This is a genomic window from Nonomuraea sp. NPDC005501 (assembly GCF_040605905.1).
Taxonomy (GTDB): Bacteria; Actinomycetota; Actinomycetes; order Streptosporangiales; family Streptosporangiaceae; genus Nonomuraea.
On record NZ_JBEXDT010000034.1, the window covers coordinates 48,773 to 62,310 of the forward strand.

General features: G+C 72.4%; 15 protein-coding genes. 9 read left to right on the forward strand and 6 right to left on the reverse strand.

Annotated elements, in window-relative coordinates:
• The first annotated feature begins 127 nt into the window (after positions 1 to 127).
• Entirely contained in the window at positions 128 to 946 is an 819-nt protein-coding gene (locus ABZS51_RS18555; RefSeq protein WP_355442173.1) for an alpha/beta hydrolase, read from the forward strand.
• A 57-nt stretch (positions 947 to 1,003) separates the two neighbouring features.
• Here the strand turns inward: ABZS51_RS18555 and ABZS51_RS18560 are convergent, their stop codons facing one another.
• Together ABZS51_RS18560 and ABZS51_RS18565 are read right to left on the reverse strand one after the other, a co-directional pair.
• Complete coding sequence (locus ABZS51_RS18560; RefSeq protein WP_355442176.1) at positions 1,004 to 1,741, reverse strand: glycerophosphodiester phosphodiesterase family protein; 738 nt, start codon at positions 1,739 to 1,741, stop codon at positions 1,004 to 1,006.
• Positions 1,742 to 1,752: 11 nt separating this feature from the next.
• The gene (locus ABZS51_RS18565; RefSeq protein WP_355442179.1) at positions 1,753 to 2,367 is read right to left on the reverse strand and encodes an RNA-guided endonuclease TnpB family protein; all 615 of its coding nucleotides are present in this window, start codon (positions 2,365 to 2,367) and stop codon (positions 1,753 to 1,755) included.
• A gap of 423 nt (positions 2,368 to 2,790) precedes the next feature.
• Here ABZS51_RS18565 and ABZS51_RS18570 point away from each other — a divergent pair, with 423 nt between their 5' ends.
• The 6 genes from ABZS51_RS18570 to ABZS51_RS18595 all read left to right on the forward strand — a co-directional run bounded on the left by ABZS51_RS18570 (position 2,791) and on the right by ABZS51_RS18595 (position 8,499).
• On the forward strand, positions 2,791 to 3,192 hold the full coding sequence (locus ABZS51_RS18570) for a GntR family transcriptional regulator (RefSeq protein WP_355442182.1): 402 nt from the start codon (positions 2,791 to 2,793) through the stop codon (positions 3,190 to 3,192).
• The gene (locus ABZS51_RS18575; RefSeq protein ID WP_355442185.1) at positions 3,189 to 4,034 is read left to right on the forward strand and encodes an ABC transporter ATP-binding protein; all 846 of its coding nucleotides are present in this window, start codon (positions 3,189 to 3,191) and stop codon (positions 4,032 to 4,034) included. The genes ABZS51_RS18570 and ABZS51_RS18575 overlap by 4 nt, the downstream gene beginning before the upstream one ends.
• The gene (locus ABZS51_RS18580) at positions 4,031 to 5,146 is read left to right on the forward strand and encodes a hypothetical protein (protein ID WP_355442188.1); all 1,116 of its coding nucleotides are present in this window, start codon (positions 4,031 to 4,033) and stop codon (positions 5,144 to 5,146) included. The genes ABZS51_RS18575 and ABZS51_RS18580 overlap by 4 nt, the downstream gene beginning before the upstream one ends.
• The gene (locus ABZS51_RS18585) at positions 5,119 to 6,522 is read left to right on the forward strand and encodes a cytochrome ubiquinol oxidase subunit I (protein WP_355442191.1); all 1,404 of its coding nucleotides are present in this window, start codon (positions 5,119 to 5,121) and stop codon (positions 6,520 to 6,522) included. Before ABZS51_RS18580 ends, ABZS51_RS18585 begins: the two co-directional genes overlap by 28 nt.
• Positions 6,523 to 6,524: 2 nt before the next feature.
• A complete protein-coding gene (locus ABZS51_RS18590; protein WP_355442194.1) occupies positions 6,525 to 7,550 on the forward strand; it encodes a cytochrome d ubiquinol oxidase subunit II in 1,026 nt (341 codons plus the stop codon).
• 91 nt (positions 7,551 to 7,641) lie between these two features.
• The gene (locus tag ABZS51_RS18595) at positions 7,642 to 8,499 is read left to right on the forward strand and encodes an alpha/beta hydrolase (RefSeq protein ID WP_355442197.1); all 858 of its coding nucleotides are present in this window, start codon (positions 7,642 to 7,644) and stop codon (positions 8,497 to 8,499) included.
• Positions 8,500 to 8,503: 4 nt separating this feature from the next.
• Here the strand turns inward: ABZS51_RS18595 and ABZS51_RS18600 are convergent, their stop codons facing one another.
• Together ABZS51_RS18600 and ABZS51_RS18605 are read right to left on the reverse strand one after the other, a co-directional pair.
• Entirely contained in the window at positions 8,504 to 8,929 is a 426-nt protein-coding gene (locus ABZS51_RS18600; RefSeq protein ID WP_355442200.1) for a nucleoside deaminase, read from the reverse strand.
• Positions 8,926 to 9,780: an LLM class flavin-dependent oxidoreductase gene (locus tag ABZS51_RS18605; RefSeq protein WP_355442203.1), complete on the reverse strand. Its 855-nt coding sequence runs from the start codon at positions 9,778 to 9,780 to the stop codon at positions 8,926 to 8,928. The genes ABZS51_RS18600 and ABZS51_RS18605 overlap by 4 nt, the downstream gene beginning before the upstream one ends.
• A 106-nt stretch (positions 9,781 to 9,886) precedes the next feature.
• Here ABZS51_RS18605 and ABZS51_RS18610 point away from each other — a divergent pair, with 106 nt between their 5' ends.
• A complete protein-coding gene (locus ABZS51_RS18610) occupies positions 9,887 to 10,339 on the forward strand; it encodes an Lrp/AsnC family transcriptional regulator (RefSeq protein ID WP_310716199.1) in 453 nt (150 codons plus the stop codon).
• 27 nt (positions 10,340 to 10,366) lie between these two features.
• Here ABZS51_RS18610 and ligD read toward each other — a convergent pair whose 3' ends face one another.
• The gene (gene ligD / locus ABZS51_RS18615) at positions 10,367 to 11,374 is read right to left on the reverse strand and encodes a non-homologous end-joining DNA ligase (RefSeq protein ID WP_355442206.1); all 1,008 of its coding nucleotides are present in this window, start codon (positions 11,372 to 11,374) and stop codon (positions 10,367 to 10,369) included.
• Positions 11,375 to 11,605: 231 nt separating this feature from the next.
• Positions 11,606 to 12,154 (reverse strand): cupin domain-containing protein, encoded by a 549-nt coding sequence (locus ABZS51_RS18620; protein WP_355442209.1) that lies wholly within the window; start codon positions 12,152 to 12,154, stop codon positions 11,606 to 11,608.
• A gap of 81 nt (positions 12,155 to 12,235) precedes the next feature.
• Between ABZS51_RS18620 and ABZS51_RS18625 the strand changes: the two genes are divergently transcribed.
• Positions 12,236 to 13,538: SWIM zinc finger family protein (locus ABZS51_RS18625; RefSeq protein ID WP_355442211.1), on the forward strand; the 1,303-nt coding region annotated here is incomplete at its 3' end.

Genomic DNA, 13,538 nt, shown 5'->3' on the forward strand with positions numbered 1-13,538 from the left:
GGGCTCGGTTCGAGAATCCACCAAGGTCGCTTACCTGGGACGTAATTGGCAGCTCTACCTCCGCCAGGCAAGACTTTACCCATCAGCACCGCAGACCCACCCGCACCACGACATTGGGGGCCATGAGATGTTCTTCGAGACGAATGACGGGACCAGGCTGGCGTACGAGGACTACGGCCAGGGCCGGCCGATCGTGTTCGTCGCCAGTGCGATGCTCTGCTCCGACATGTGGGAGTACCAGATCCCGTACTTCGTGGAGCGCGGCTACCGCTGCATTGCCCTGGACCGGCGCGGGCACGGCCGCTCCGACCGGCCCAGCACCGGTTACGACATGGACACGGCGGCCGACGATCTCGCCGTGCTGATCGAGCGTCTCGACCTGCGCGAAGTGACCTTGGTGGGCCACTCGATGGGCGGCGCCGAGATCGCCCGGTACCTGCACCGGCACGGCGACGAGCGGATCGCGCGGATCGCCCTCGTCTCCGCCATGCTGCCGTTCATGCGGCAGACCGACGACCACCCCGAGGGAATCCCCGGCGCCATCCTGGACGCGTCGATCGCCTCGCTCGACGCCGACCGGCCCAAGTGGCTGGCCCGGCAGGCTCAGGCGTTCTTCGCCACCCACCTGGGCAACGACGTCTCCCCGGCGCAGGTCGAGTTCACCATGCGTCAGTGCCTGGAGGTCTCGCCGTGGGCGGTGCGCCAGAGCCAGCGGAACGTGGTCAACTTCGACCACCGGGCCACCCTGCCGGAGATCAACGTCCCGACGCTGGTCGTCCACGGCGCCGCGGACTTCTCCGCCCCGATCGACGTCACCGGCCGCCGCACCGCCAAGCTCATCCCCGGCGCCGTCTACCACGAGTACCCCACCGCCGGCCACGGCCTGTTCGTCAGCCACCGGGACCAGCTCAACGACGACCTGCTCGCCTTCATCACGGGCCGGTGACCCGCCAGGACGCCGCGCGAGGAGGCCGCCTCCACGGGGAAGGCGGCCCCTGGCCGGCTACTCCCGGCCCTCGTCCGGCAGGCCGTTGTCGAACTGCTGCGGCTGGGCGAGCTCGTTCGGCTTGCCGCGCTCGGACTTCGCCAGGACGGCGGCGTCGGGGTAGTCGGTGACGAAGGCGTCCACGCCCAGGTCCAGGTGGGCGCGGTACTCCGCCAGCGCGTCGCCGTGGTCGGTCGGCGCCTGACCGCGGCGCAGTTGCAGGGGCAGGTACTGGTTCTCGCTGCGGAACGTGTACACGCCGATCTTGAGCCCCGCCTTGTGCGCGTCCGACACCAGCGCCGTCGGGGTGCCCCAGCCGCCGTCCGGGTTGACCGGGATCGCCGATGACTTGTCCGGCCCGATCCACCGGGCGTACTGGGCGATCTTCGCCAGCCCCTCGGGCTCCATCATGTCCGCGTACGTCGTCGGGTCCCCGGCCGCCGTCAGGTCGTACGGCCGGCCCGTGGTGCCGAGCGCCTGCCACAGCGGCACGCGCAGCTCCTTGGCCACCCGCTTCAGGCTGGACGGCTCGAACGACGGCACCACCACCGGGCTGTTCGGCCGGTCGAGCCCGTTGCGCTTGACGGTCTCGATCAGCGGCTCCTCCAGCGGCAGCCCGATCGACCTGAAGTACGTCGGATGCTTGGTCTCGGGGAAGACGCCGACCTGCCGGCCGTACTGGCGGGAGAGCCCCTTGGCCAGGTCGAGCACCTCCTGGAACGTCAGCACCTGGTATTGACGCGCTCTCTGCCCCATAAGGCGGAGATTCAGCCTGTGCCGCATCGTGCGGCGCTTCTGTGGCTTCCTGTTTCGTCGGGCTGTGCCGGACTGGCGTCCGGTCTGACCGGCCCTCGGCAGGCGTTTAGCCTCTCCGCCCGTCCGGCGGCGAGAATGTTGATAGCGGCGTTGACGTCCCGGTCGTGGACCGCGCCGCACGGGCAGGTCCATTCCCGGACGGTCAGGGGCATGGCCTCGGCGAGCGTCCCGCACGCCGAGCAGAGTTTCGAGCTCGGAAACCAGCGGTCCACTCTCGCGAAGATCCGCCCGTACAGCTTCGCCTTGTACTCCAGCATGTCGACGAAAGCCGACCATCCGGCGTCGTGCACGCTTTTGCCCAGTCTCGTCCGGGCGAGCCCGCCCACAGCCAGGTCCTTCACATACACCGCTTGATTGTCGCGGATGATCTGCGTGGACAGCCGGTGGTGGAACTCACGCCGCGCATCGGCGACCTTGGCGTGCTGGCGGGCGACCCTGCCACGGGCCCTGGCCCGGTTGCTGGAGCCTTCCTCCTTGCGGGCCAGCGCTTGTTGCAACGTGCGGAGTTTCCTCTCCGCACGGTGCAGAAACCTCGGCGAGTCGATCTTTCGGCCGTCGGAGAGCACCCCGGTACCGGCCGAAGAAGGACAACCGGCAGGCGATCCGGTTCCGGGGCGAGCTTCGGCCCTTTACGTTTGCCGGAGACCGAAGCGAAGAAGTTCCGCTGGCCCGGGGTCGGATCGATCCGGTAGGAGTACCGCAACTGCACCTGATCATCATGCAGGTGGCTCACGCCCGAGCGCAGCGAAATCCGGGACCGGCAGACACTGCGGTTTCACCCGTACCAACCTGACCCGACTGAATAGATCATGCGGGACGTGTGCACCGGCTTCGAAACCCGGATTCGCGAGTTCAACGGCAACAACAGCGAAATTTCCGGTGACAAGCGCGTGCGGCGACGGAGGCGGAGACCCGCCGTGAGGCCCGGCGCCCGGGTTGACAACGGACGGCCGAGTCCAACACCCTTTCACTATTCGATTAGGGAAAGGGTGTTTCGGTTGATCGAATTCAACCTGGACCGCGGCTCGGGGGTCTCGACGTACCTGCAGCTCGTTCACCAGGTCAAACAGGCGCTCCGGCTGGGTACGCTGCGGCCGGGCGACCAGTTGCCGACCGCCCGGGAGGTGGTCGAGAGCCTGGCCATCAACCCCAATACCGTGCTCAAGGCGTACCGGGAGCTGGAGCGCGAAGGGCTGGTCGAGGGACGGCCGGGGATGGGGACGTTCGTCCGGCAGGGCATCGCGGGTGCGACCCTGGCCGAGCACACGCGGCTGCGGCGCGGTCTGGAGACGTGGGTGCGTGACGCCCACGCGGCCGGGCTCGATCAGGAGGACCTGCGGGCGCTGTTCGCCGTGGTCCTGGCCGACGCCGCGAAGAAGGGCGTGGCATGAGTCCCGCGCTGGAGGCGACCGGGCTGGGCGTCCGATATCGGCGCACGTGGGTGTTGCGCGACTGCTCCCTGTCCGTGCCCACAGGACGCGTGGCGGCGCTTGTCGGGCCCAACGGCGCGGGCAAGACCACGCTCATGCACGCCGTCGTCGGCCTGCTGCGGCCCGCGCTGGGAAGCGTCCGCGTGGCCGGTGAGGCGGCGTTCGTGGCGCAGGACAAGCCGCTGTACGAGAGCTTCACCGTCGCCGAGATGCTCACCTTCGGCCGCCGTATGAACCGGCGCTGGGACGAGGCCGCCGCGGTCGACCGGCTCGCCGGGCTGGGCATCCCGCTGGAGCGGAAGGTGGGCGGGCTGTCGGGCGGGCAGCAGGCACAGGTGGCGGTCACGCTGGCGCTGGCCTGCCGTCCGGACCTGCTCGTGCTCGACGAGCCACTGGCCAACCTCGACCCCGTCGCCCGTCATGACGTGATGCGCTCGATCATGGCGGACGTGGCCGGGCGGGAGCTGACCGTGCTGCTGTCCTCGCACGTCGTCTCCGACCTGGAGGAGACGTGCGACTGGCTGGTCGTGCTGAACGGGGGCCGGCTGCAGGTCAGCGGTGACATCGAGGAGCTGCTCGACGGGCACCTCGTGCTCACCGGGCCGGAGGAGGCGTCGGCGGCGGGGACGCAGGTGGTGGGCGCGAGCCGTACGGGCAGACAGGTCAGCATGCTGGTCAGGGGCGCGCCCCCGCTCGATCCGCGCTGGCGGGCGCGGCGCCCCGGGCTGGAGGAGCTCGTCATGGGCTACCTGCGCAGCCCCGGGTCGGCGGCGCTGCCGGGACTGACAGGAGTGGGCTCATGATGTGGCTGACGTGGCGCCAGCACCGGGCGCAGATCCTCGTGACGGCGGGTTTCCTGGCGCTGCTGGGGGTGCTGCTGCTGGGCTCGGCGGTGGAGGCGAGCCGGTACGTGGCCGAGCACGCCGCGCCCGGCTGCCCGGGGCCCGCCGTGGCGTGCGGAGAGCTGGCGGTGGCGCTCGGGCAGCGCTACGACGCCGTCTACTCGGTGTTCGGCTGGATGCCGCTGGTCCTGCCCGCGCTGATCGGGGCCTTCTGGGGCGCACCGCTGCTCGGCCGCGAGTACGAGCGCGGCACCCACCGCCTGGCCTGGACGCAGTCCGTGCCCGTGTGGCGGTGGCTGGCGGTCAAGCTGTCGGTCCTGGGCGGGGCCGTGGTGGCGGGCGGGCTGCTGCTGTCGCTCATGGTCGGCCTGTGGCGGCCGGTGTTCAGGGCGGGGGTCGACTCCTCGTTCGGCAACATCGGCGTGTTCAACATGGTGGGGGTGGCGCCGGCGGCGTGGTGGCTGTACGCGCTCGCGCTGGGCACGGTGGCCGGCACCCTGTTCCGGCGTACGCTGCCCGCGATGGCGCTGGTCGTGGCCGGAGTGGCGGTGACGATGTTCACGCTGTTCCAGCTGAGCGACCACTATGCGGAGCCGGCGCGTGTCGAGCTGTCCGGCACCGTGCTGCCGGACGATCCCGACCCCCGGCTGGTGAGCGCCGCCTGGGTGGAGCCGTCGGGAAGGGAGGTCGCCGATCCGGCCGGCAGTGGCTGCCCGCGCCGGGTGGACGTGGGGCCGAGCAACAGGAACGCCGAGGCGTGGCAGGCGTGCCTGTTCGGCAAGGGTTACAAGTACGCGGTGTACTACCATCCGCCGTCCAGGTTCTGGCGCTTCCAGTGGACCGATGCGGGGATCCTGACGCTCGCGTCGGTGGCCTTCGGCGGCGTGGCCGTGCGCCGCACCCTCCGCCGCCCCGCTGACGGGGCTCGCTCCGTCAGCGGGGCGCGGGGGGACGGCAAAAACCGCAGCATGACGGTGTCGCAGGTCGCTGGCGGGATAGGGATCAGGGTGTCCGGGGCCGGTCCCTTCCCAGCAGGAGATGACACATGGTCGCTCCCCTTCTCGCCACCGTGAGCGATGCCGCCGGGACGGCCCTGAAGGAGGCCGCCGCGAGTTCGGCCGACCTGGGGGCCGCGCGGATGCAGATGGCGCTCTCCCTCGGCTGGCACATCATCCTCGCCTGCTTCGGCGTGGGCATGCCGGCGATCACCCTGCTGGCCGAGTGGCGGGGGCACCGCACCGGTGACGTCCACTACCGGCTGCTGGCCCGGCGGTGGGCGCGGGCCATGGGCGTGCTGTTCGCCGTGGGCGCCGTCTCCGGCACCATCCTGTCGTTCGAGATGGGCCTGCTGTGGCCGGGGATGATGGGCACGTACGGCGAGGTCATCGGGCTGCCGTTCTCGCTGGAGGGCATCGCGTTCTTCATCGAGGCGATCTTCCTGGGCATCTACCTGTACGCCTGGGACCGGATGCCGCCCGTCCCGCACATGCTGTCCGGCGTGCCGATCGTCATCGCGGGTGTGGCCAGCGCGTTCTTCGTCGTCACCGCGAACGCCTGGATGCAGCAGCCGACCGGATTCCTCCTGCGCGACGGCCGGGTGGTGGCGGTGAACCCGTGGGCGGCGATGTTCAACCCGGCGACGCCGCCGCAGACCGTGCACATGATCCTGGCCGCGTTCATGGTCGCCGGGTACGGCATGGCGAGCGTGTACGCCGTGGCCATGCTGCGCGGACGGCATGACCGCTACCACCGGGTCGGCCTGCTGCTGCCGCTGACCGTGGCGGGGATCGTCACGCCGTTCCAGATCGGCGTGGGCGACTGGGCGGCGCACTTCGTGGCCGACAACCAGCCCGTCAAGCTGGCCGCCATGGAGGGGGTCTTCGCGTCGGGGCGCGGGGTGCCGCTGCACCTGGGCGGGATCGCCGTCGACGGCGAGCTCAGGTACGCCCTGGAGATCCCGTACGGGCTGTCGCTGCTCGCCCACTGGGATCCCGGCGCCGCCATCCAGGGCCTGAACGTGGTCCCGCCCGGCGACCGGCCGCCCGTCAACATCGTCCACTGGGCGTTCCAGATCATGGTGGGCATGGGCATGGCGCTGCTGCTGCTCGCCGCGTGGCTGGCCGTGTCCTGGTGGAGGCGGCGTGAGCCGCCGCGCACGGTGTGGTTCGCGCGCGCCGCGGCGCTGTCGGGGGTGGCGGCGGTGCTCGCGCTGGAGGCCGGCTGGGTCGTCACCGAGGTGGGGCGGCAGCCCTGGATCGTCTTCCGCGTGCTGCGCACCGCCGACGCCGTGAACCCGGCGCCCGGCCTGGTGTACGGCTTCGTCCTGGTCACGGCGGTGTACGTGGCGCTGACCGTCGCCACCGTGTACGTGCTGCGGCGGCTGGCGCGTGACGTGCCGGTGCCCGTCGCGCCGCAGGAGCCCGACGTCTCCGGCTACAAGGTCGTCTGACCATGCCGCTGCCGGAGATCATGCTCGCGGTGCTGTGGATCGGCCTGACCGCGTACGTGCTGTTCGCCGGAGCCGACTTCGGCGGCGGCGTGTGGGACCTGCTGGCCGGCGGGGCCGCCACGGGCCGCCGGAGCCGGGAGCTGGTGGAGCACTCCATCGGTCCCGTCTGGGAGGCCAACCACGTCTGGCTGATCTTCGTGCTCGTGCTGATGTGGACGGGCGTCCCGTCGGTGTTCGCGGCCGTCGCCTCCACCCTGTACATCCCGTTGACGCTCGCGGCGCTCGGCATCATCGCCCGGGGCGCGGCCTTCGCCTTCCGCAAGGCGTCCACGGAGCTGTGGCAGCAGCGGCTGTTCGGGGCGACGTTCGCGTTCTCCTCCGTCGTCACGCCGTTCTTCCTGGGAACGGTGGCGGGCGCCATCGCCTCCGGCCGGGTGCCGCCGGGCATCGCCAAGGGCGACCTGGTGACGAGCTGGGCGAACCCGACGTCGCTGGTGGCGGGCGCGCTGGCCGTCGGCACCGCCGCGTACCTGGCCGCCTGCTACCTGACCCGCGACGCCGAGCGCACCGGGCAGAAGGACCTGGCGGAGGAGTTCCGGCGCCGGGCCCTGGTGACCGGCCTGGTCGTGGGCGTGCTGTCGGCGGCGGGGCTGCTGGTGCTGCACGCCGACGCGCCGCGCCTGTTCGCCGAGCTGACCTCCGGCCGGGCGCTGCCGTTCCTGGTGCTGTCGGTGGTGGCCGGGGTGGCGTCGCTGCCGCTGCTGTGGCTGCGCCGCTATCTGGCGGTACGGATCACCGGCGCGCTGGCCGTGGTGGGGCTGCTGTGGGGGTGGGGCGTGGGGCAGTACCCGGTGCTGCTGCCGGGCGTGACGCTGCGGGAGGCGGCGGCCACCGGGACGGTGCTGGCGGCCAGCCTCGGCGCCCTGGCCGTCGGGGCGGTGCTGCTGGTGCCGTCGCTGTGGTGGCTGTACGCGACGTTCCAGCGCGGGCACACCGGCGGCAAGGACCGGGAGCAGGCCGGGAGTTAGGCCCTTCCCACCGGCCCACGCTTTTCCTTACGCCATAAGCTATCCTCTGTCGGGTAACTCTTTATGTCATAAGGAATCAGAGGTGAACCGGATGACCACCCGGGTGACACTCCACGACGGAGCCGAGATCGACGTCGAGATCAAGGGCGACGGCCCCGCCGTGCTCCTGCCCGTGAACCCCCGTCCCGTCGAGGGCCCGCAGGCGGAGGAGATGCGCAAGTGGGGCGCGGACCCCGCGCTGGGCCGCACCCTCATCGACGGGCTGGCGGACCGCTTCACGGTCGTCGCGTTCGACTACGAGGGCCATGTCCTGGCCCAGCCCAAGCCGGACACGCTCACCCCCGCCAACGTGGCCGCCGACCTGCTGGCCGTGGCCGACGCCGCCGGGGCCGACCGGTTCGCGTACTACGGCTACTCCTGGCTCGCGCTCAGCGGCCTCCAGCTCGCCGTCCGCACCGACCGGCTGTCGGCGCTCGTCATGGGCGGCTACCCGCCGATCGGCGGCCCGTACGCGGCGATGCTGGCCGTCACCACCGCCACCCACACGATGGCGACCGACCCGGCCCCCGAGGAGCCCGACGGTGAGCCAGGGGAGCCGGGCGACTGGTCCAAGGTGAAGGTGACGATGACGCCCGGCCAGACGCAGCAGTTCGTCACCCTGTACGAGGAACTGCGCGGGTTCGACGACCTGGCCGTGCAGTCGCGGGTCACCTGCCCGCGGCTGTGCTTCGCCGGCTCCGCCGACGTGATCCAGTACGACGAGCGGTGGGGCGGCGTCATCGTGGACATCGCCGGCCCGTTCACCGGACGGCGGGACGAGATGGAGTCGCTCGGGTGGGAGGTGCGGGTGCTGGACGGCCTCGACCACACCGGCGCCATGCAGCCGGGCGCCGTCCTGCCGATCCTGCGCCCCTGGCTGGAGTCCCGCCTGCCGGCCCGGGTGTCGTGACGCCTCAGACGTAGTAGCCCTGCACCGGGACCTGCGCCTTATCGTAAAGCGCGGGTCCCTCCAGGCGGGGACCGGCGGCCGTGGCCGGCGGCTTGAGGCCGGTGAGCTGCTCGGTGGACAGCGCGAACACGACGCGGCCGAGGAACGAGCGCTCGATCGCGCCCGTGCACATGCCGCACGGCTGGCAGCTCGTGTACATCGTGGTGGCCGCCGCCGCCTCGGGCGTCAGCTCGCGGGCCGCCCAGCGGGCCAGCTTCAGCTCGGGATGGGCGGTGATGTCGCCGCCCGTCACCGTCGAGTTGCGCTCCTCGGCCAGCACGTCGCCGTCCGGACCCACCAGCAGCGAGCCGAACGGCGGGTCGCCGCCCTCACGGGCCTCGGCGGCCAGCTCGATGGCCCGCAGCAGGAACCGTTCGTCGTCGTGTGTCATGGGGACTCCGTCCGTACATCGGGATTGATCTTACGAGCGGCGGCCACAGCGGCGAGCGCCTGCCAGGCCGCCTCGGGGTGCAGCGTCTCCGCCGGGTCCTCGCCGAACGGGTCCAGCACCACCGTCTCCACGCCGAGCAGCCGCAGCTCCTCCAGGTCGCCGAGGACCTGGTCGAGCGTGCCCTCGCCGGCGAGCCGGTCCGGGCCCGTGACGGGGGTGCCGGTCAGCCGCAGCACGATGCGCGGGACCATGGCCGGCACGGGACGCCCCAGCTCCTCGGCCGCGGCGGCCAGCCGGTCCGCCGCCTCCCGCATCCAGGGCACCGTGCGCCGCAGCGGGTGCCAGGCGTCGCCCAGCCGCGCGGCCCGGCGGATGCCGGCGTCGCTGTTGCCGCCCACCCACAGCGGGATGTGTCCCGCGCGGTAGTCGTCCTCGTTCTCCCACGCGGCGCGCATGGCCAGCAGGTGCTCCTCGGTCAGCGCGCCGCGCCGCTCGAACGGCACGCCCAGCGCCTCGAACTCCTGCCGGGCCCACCCGACGCCCACGCCGAGCACCAGCCGCCCGCCGCTGAGCTGCTGCAGGTTGGCGGCCATGCGGGCCACCAGCAGCGGATGACGGTACGGGACGATGAGCACGGTCGTGCCCAGCCCGATCCGGTCCGTGACGCCGGCCAGCCACGACAACGTGGTGAACGGCTCGTAGAACGGCGCCGGGTACTGCTCGGCCACGTCGGGCGTCACCACGACGTGGTCGGAGACCATCAGCAGGTCGAAGCCGAGACCCTCGACGGTCCGCGCCCACTGGCGCAGCGTGCCGGGGTCGGTCCCGGGGCCGAAATTCGGAACATTCACACCTATCCGCACCCGTCCAACGCTATCCACCCTCACAGCCGATCCGGAAGGCAATCCTCACGCTATGAGGGCTGGACGGCCGTGGATCTCCCGGTAGTTTGGGCCCATGGCAGAGAATGTCGATGCGACCGACTGGGCGATCATCGCCGAGCTTCAGCGGGACGGCCGCGTCCCTCTGACCGAGCTGGCCCGGCGCGTCAACCTCAGCGCCTCGGCCACCACCGAGCGGGTACGGCGGCTGGAGGCGGCGGGCGTCATCACGGGCTACCGGGCCGAGATCGACCTGGCCAAGGTGGGCTTCGCGGTGCTGGCGATGGTCCGGCTCAAGTACCCGGGCAACCGGCACGAGCCGCTGCACCGGCTGCTCGGCGAGCGCCGGGAGATCCTCGAATGCCTGCGCACCACCGGGGACGACTGCTACACGCTCAAGGTGGCGGCCGTCTCCATGGGACACCTGGAGCGCATCGTGGACGAGCTCGCACAGTTCGGGAGCACCACGACCAACGTCGTCTACAGCCAGACCCTGGCCTACCGGGCCCCCGCCGCGCCCTCCACCTGAACGCTCCTCCTCGTCGCTCCCCGGGGATCAGCTCGCCGCGCCCCGCTCCCGCGCGGCGGCGAGGCCGTCCGTCCGCACCTCCTCCGGCGAGCGGTCCGGGCGCAGGCCGCGCCACGAGGGGTGACGCAGCCGCCCGTCGCCGGTCACGTCCGCGTACCGCACCTCGCCGACCAGCCGCGGCTCCACCCAGCGGGCGTCGCGGGCGTACTCGCGCGGCACCGGCTGCCCGAACGGTGACGAGGGCCGCTCCAGCGGCGTCAGGTCCTCACGCAGCGCGATCAGCATGGCGTCGGTGAACCCGGTCCCGACGTGCCCCACGTACATCAGCCGCCCGCCCGGGTCGTACGCGCCGAGCAGCAGCGACCCGATCCCGCCGGCACGCCGCCCCGCGCCCGGCTTCCACCCGCCGATGACCACTTCCAGATGGGAGAAGTTCTTCACCTTCGTCCACTCCGGGCCCCGCCCGCCCGGACGGTACGGCGAGTCGCGCCGCTTGACGACCACGCCCTCCAGGCCGAGGCGGTGACTGGCGTCCAGTGCCGCCCGCGGGTCGCCGAGGAACGCCACCGGCGTCTGCCACCGGAACCCCGGCCGCACCAGACCCTCCAGCAGCTCCCGGCGCTCGTCGTACGGCAGGCGGATGGCGCTGCGGTCGTCGACGTGCAGCACATCGAAGATCATGTACGTGACGGGGACGGTCCTGACCAGCTCGGCGATCCTCATGGGCCGCCGCTGGTGCATCCGCGCCGCCAGCGCGCCGAAGCTGGGCAGGCCGCTGTCGTCGAACGCCACGATCTCGCCGTCGAGCACCACGTCGCGGCCGCCCACGGCCCCGGCCATGGGGTACAGCTCGGGATAGGCCGGCGTGACATCGCGCCCGTTGCGCGACATGAGGCGCAGCGCCCCCGCCTCGACGTACGCCAGGCCGCGCACGCCGTCCCACTTCATCTCCGCCGACCACAGGCCGTGCTGCGCGGGTGGCGGCAGGCGGCCGAGCTGGGCGAGCATCGGCCGGTACGTGGGGAGTCGCCCCATGACGGATGGCCTTCCCGCGCGGGGAACGGCTACGGTCCGGTGGGAGTAGAGGGCGGGTCAAGTCCCGACAAAGCAGCCGCTTCCTGTCGCTCCCGGCCGTTCCGGTCGGCCGTGAGGCCTGGAACGTTCGGTCGGCCGTGAGGCCTGGAAGGTTCAGTCGGCCGTGAGGCCTGGAACGTTCGGTCGGCCGTGAGGCCTGGAAGGTTCAGTCGGCCGTGAGGCCTGGAAGGTTCAGTCGGTCGTGAAGTCCTGGAAGTCGAAGCCCGGCGAGACCACGCAGCTCACCAGCACGGCCTCGTCGCCGGCTGGGCGCGCCGCCTGCCAGGCGCCTCCCGGGACCACGGCCTGCGGCACCTGTCCCTCCTCCACCAGCGGGCCGAGCACGACCGTCTCGTCGCCGACGGTGAGCGTCAGCGGCCCGCCCCGGTGCCACAGCCACACCTCGTCGGACCGTACGCGGTGCGGGACCGACCGCTCGCCGGGATGGAGCAGGAAGTAGATGCCCGTGGCGCTGGCGCGCGGGCCGGGATAGCCGTCCGGCCGGAACGACACCGGCGAGCGCCAGGTCTCGCGGAACCAGCCGCCCTCGGGGTGGGGCAGCAGGTCGAGCGCGCGGGCGATGGGAGGGCGCTCCTCGAACCGGACGGGGGCCCCGTGGACGTCGCGGCGCAGGAACCGGGTGCCGTCGAGGACGAGCTGCCCGGACAGCCCGCTGGCCAGGGCCTCCGCCTCGTCCGCCACCTCGGTCGACGGGCCGTCGGGATAGATCGTCAGCTCCACGGGGCGAGTCTATGATCTCGCTCCTGACGGCGTTGTCAGGCGGGGCTGGAAATGTCGGTCCGAGTGGCTAGTGTGCCCTAGGTGATCGAACGGTGGAGCCGCGACCAGGTGCTCGCCCTCGCCCCCGACGCGCCGTCCCGCAAGGCCGCCCAGGGTGTGGCGAAGGCTGCCGCGTGGCCGTTTCTCGGGGTCGTCACGGACGGTGCTGCCGTGGTGTTCGGCGAGTGCGCGGGGAGCGGGGCGAAGCCGTACCGGACGTGTGTCGACCTCGCGGAGCCCGCCTACTGGTGCGGCTGCCCGAGCCGGAAGTTCCCGTGCAAGCACGCGCTCGGGCTGCTGCTGCTCTGGGCGGCCGGCGAGGTGCCCGCCGCCGGAGCCGCGCCGGGGTGGGCCGCCGACCGGCTCGCCGACCGCGCCACTCGCCCCACCTCGAACGTCGCGCCGGTGGCGGGACCAGGTTCGGTGGCGGGACCGGGGGAGGCGGCGGGGCCGGAGGCAGCGGGATCGGGGGAGGCGCTGCGAGGGGTGGAGGCTGCCGCGGGCCGGGGAGGCGGGCGTGGCACGACGGCGGAGTCTGCCCGGCACGCCCGGGTGACCGCCGGGCTCGCCGAGCTTGAGCGCTGGCTGGCCGACCAGATCCGCCAGGGCCTGGCCGCGGCCGGCGACGGCGACTGGGACGACCTGGCCAAGCGGCTCGTGGACGCCCAGGCACCGGGGATGGCGGGCACCGTGTCCCGCCTGCGGGCGGCCCGCGCGGCGGACGACTGGCCGGAGCGGCTGCTGGAGGAGTACGCCCTGATCGATCTGCTGGCCGTGGCCTACCGCCGCCGCGCCCACCTGCCGGCCCCGCTGGTGCAGACGGTGCTGTCGCGGGTCGGGTTCCAGGTGACGCGCGAGGAGGTGCTGGCCGGCCCGACTGTACGGGACAGCTGGGACGTCCTGGGGCAGCGCGACGAGGTGCAGGAACGGCTGACGTCCCGCCGGCTGTGGCTGCGGGGCCGCGCCACGGGCCGGCCCGCGCTGGTGTTGTCGTTCGCCCCGCAGGGCCACGCCCTGGACGCCTCGCTGGTCACGGGCACCACCGTGCACGCCGACCTGGTCTTCTACCCGGGCGCCGCGCCGCTCCGCGCCCTCCTGACCACCCGGCACGCGGCACCTGCACCCGCACCCCCGCCGGCATCTCCGCCTGCATCTCCGCCTGCACCGCTCCCGCCTGCACCGCACGCGCCTGCACCGCCCGCGTCTGCGACGATCATGCGGGCGACGGCGGCCGTGCCCGCCACGACAGGGCCCGCCACGACAGGGCCCGCCACGACAGGGCCCGCCACGACAGGGCCCGCCACGACAGGGCCCGCCACGACAGGGCCCGCCACGACAGGGCCCG

Bases quoted from the DNA above. Each gene is read 5' to 3' on its own strand.
- ABZS51_RS18575 (WP_355442185.1), top strand. From the start codon at position 3,189: ATGAGTCCCGCGCTGGAGGCGACCGGGCTGGGCGTCCGATATCGGCGC.
- ABZS51_RS18610 (WP_310716199.1), top strand. From the start codon at position 9,887: ATGGCAGAGAATGTCGATGCGACCGACTGGGCGATCATCGCCGAGCTT.
- ABZS51_RS18580 (WP_355442188.1), top strand. From the start codon at position 4,031: ATGATGTGGCTGACGTGGCGCCAGCACCGGGCGCAGATCCTCGTGACG.
- ABZS51_RS18595 (WP_355442197.1), top strand. From the start codon at position 7,642: ATGACCACCCGGGTGACACTCCACGACGGAGCCGAGATCGACGTCGAG.
- ABZS51_RS18555 (WP_355442173.1), top strand. From the start codon at position 128: ATGTTCTTCGAGACGAATGACGGGACCAGGCTGGCGTACGAGGACTAC.
- ABZS51_RS18585 (WP_355442191.1), top strand. From the start codon at position 5,119: ATGGTCGCTCCCCTTCTCGCCACCGTGAGCGATGCCGCCGGGACGGCC.
- ABZS51_RS18590 (WP_355442194.1), top strand. From the start codon at position 6,525: ATGCCGCTGCCGGAGATCATGCTCGCGGTGCTGTGGATCGGCCTGACC.
- ligD (WP_355442206.1), bottom strand. From the start codon at position 11,374: ATGGGGCGACTCCCCACGTACCGGCCGATGCTCGCCCAGCTCGGCCGC.
- ABZS51_RS18560 (WP_355442176.1), bottom strand. From the start codon at position 1,741: ATGGGGCAGAGAGCGCGTCAATACCAGGTGCTGACGTTCCAGGAGGTG.
- ABZS51_RS18600 (WP_355442200.1), bottom strand. From the start codon at position 8,929: ATGACACACGACGACGAACGGTTCCTGCTGCGGGCCATCGAGCTGGCC.